We start from the raw sequence: 1,752 nt of genomic DNA, 5'->3' as shown, positions 1-1,752 counted from the left end.
AGCGCGATCGCCGCCGTGTGGGAGGAACTGCTCGGGGTCACTCGCGTCGGTCGCCGCGATCACTTCTTCGAGCTTGGTGGCCATTCGCTCTTGGCGATTACCGTGGTCGATCGTCTGCGTCGGCTTGGATACGCTCTGGATGTGCGCGATGTTTTCGCCGCACCCGTTCTCGGCGATCTCGCTGCCATCAAGGGACGCGATGGCACGGTCGTCGTGCCGCCGCAACGCATTCCGGCGGATTGCGAACGCATCGTGCCGGACATGCTTCCGCTGATAGATCTGAACCAGGACGACATCGACCAGATCGCGCGACATGTGCCGGGTGGCATGACGAACATCCAGGACATCTATGCACTATCGCCATTACAGGACGGCATTCTGTTCCACCACATGCTCGCCGACGCTGGTGATCCCTACCTTCTCACCACGACAATGTCGTTCCCGAATCGGGAACTGCTGCAACGCTTCTTGCTAGCCGTCCAGCATGTCATCGATCGGCACGACATCCTGCGCACTGCATTCCTGTGGCATGGGCTTTCTCATCCTGCGCAGGTTGTCCTTCGCAGCGCTCAACTCAACGTCAGAGAGATCGAGCTGGATTCGGCCGATGGTCCCGTGGCTGAGCAGTTGGCCGAGCGCTTCGATCCGCGCCGCGAGTGCCTCGATCTCGGCAAGGCGCCGTTGCTCGACTTCATCGTGGCGCACGATGCCGATGGCGACCGGTGGGTGGTTATCCAACGGCTTCATCATCTCATCGGTGACCATTCCACCCTCGACGTGCTGCGTGATGAAGTTCATGCGATTCTTCGTGGCCGAACCGGCGATCTGGCTATGCCCGTGCCATTCCGGGACTTGGTGGCCTATGCACGGCTTGGCGAGCCGGACGAATCGCACGAGACGTATTTCTCGCGCATCCTCGGTGATGTGCACGAGCCGACACTCGCCTTCGATCTGGCTGACGTGCAACAACAGGGTGGTGGCATCGAAGAGTTTCGACAGGCATTGCCGGCATCGCTCAACAACGCACTGCGGCATGCTGCACGACGTCTCGGCGTAAGCGTTGCGAGCCTGTGCCATCTCGCGTGGGCGCATATTCTGTCCAACACCAGTCATCGTGATGACGTGGTATTCGGCACAGTGTTGTTTGGTCGCTCGCTCGGTGGCGAAGGTATCGACCGTGCGGTCGGTTTATTCATCAACACGTTGCCGTTCCGCCTTGATGTCGGTAAGCGCGACCTGGCCAGCGCCGCACGTGACACCCACGACCGGCTTACCCAGCTGATCGAGCACGAGCACGCGTCACTCGCGCTTGCTCAGCGTTGCAGCGGAGTCGTGGCACCGATGCCGCTGTTCAATTCGGTGCTCAACTACCGGCACAACGAGGCGCCGATCGAGCTCAACGACGGTCATATATCGAACGCGACGCATCCGATGGCTGGCGTGAAGGTGCTCAGCGACGAGGTGAGAAACAATTACCCGTTGACCATGTCCGTCGAGGACTTCGGTGACAGCCTCGCTTTGACGGCACTCGTATCGTCGAGTCTGTCGGGTCAGCACATCTGCAGTTATATGCAGTGCGCACTCGAGAAGCTGGCCGAGGCCATCGAGGGCGGCGATCGCGTCGTCTCGCCTTACCGTCTGGATATCGTGCCAGCCACCGAGCGCGCACTTATCGCCGCATGGAACACGACCGCGCGCGCGTTCCCGACAGCCTGCCTGGGCGAGCTGTTCGAGCAACAGGTCCGGCGCACA

2 protein-coding genes are annotated in these 1,752 nt (G+C 61.0%); one reads left to right on the top strand and one right to left on the bottom strand.

Translation table 11 applies throughout. The features are described 5' to 3' along the window. Positions 1-315, bottom strand: a 315-nt coding sequence (locus HDE76_RS20890; RefSeq protein WP_255457718.1) for a hypothetical protein, incomplete at its 3' end; no start/stop codon positions are given. On the opposite strand from HDE76_RS20890, the gene HDE76_RS20480 reads away from it, so the two are divergent. Beyond that, on the top strand, positions 262-1,752 hold a 1,491-nt coding region (locus HDE76_RS20480; protein ID WP_343205747.1), incomplete at its 3' end, for a condensation domain-containing protein. The genes HDE76_RS20890 and HDE76_RS20480 overlap by 54 nt on opposite strands.

Source organism: Rhodanobacter sp. ANJX3 (assembly GCF_014200755.1).
Classification (GTDB): Bacteria; Pseudomonadota; Gammaproteobacteria; order Xanthomonadales; family Rhodanobacteraceae; genus Rhodanobacter.
The sequence above is the reverse complement of the archived record's forward strand: the minus strand, read 5'-3'. Positions and strand labels throughout refer to the sequence as shown.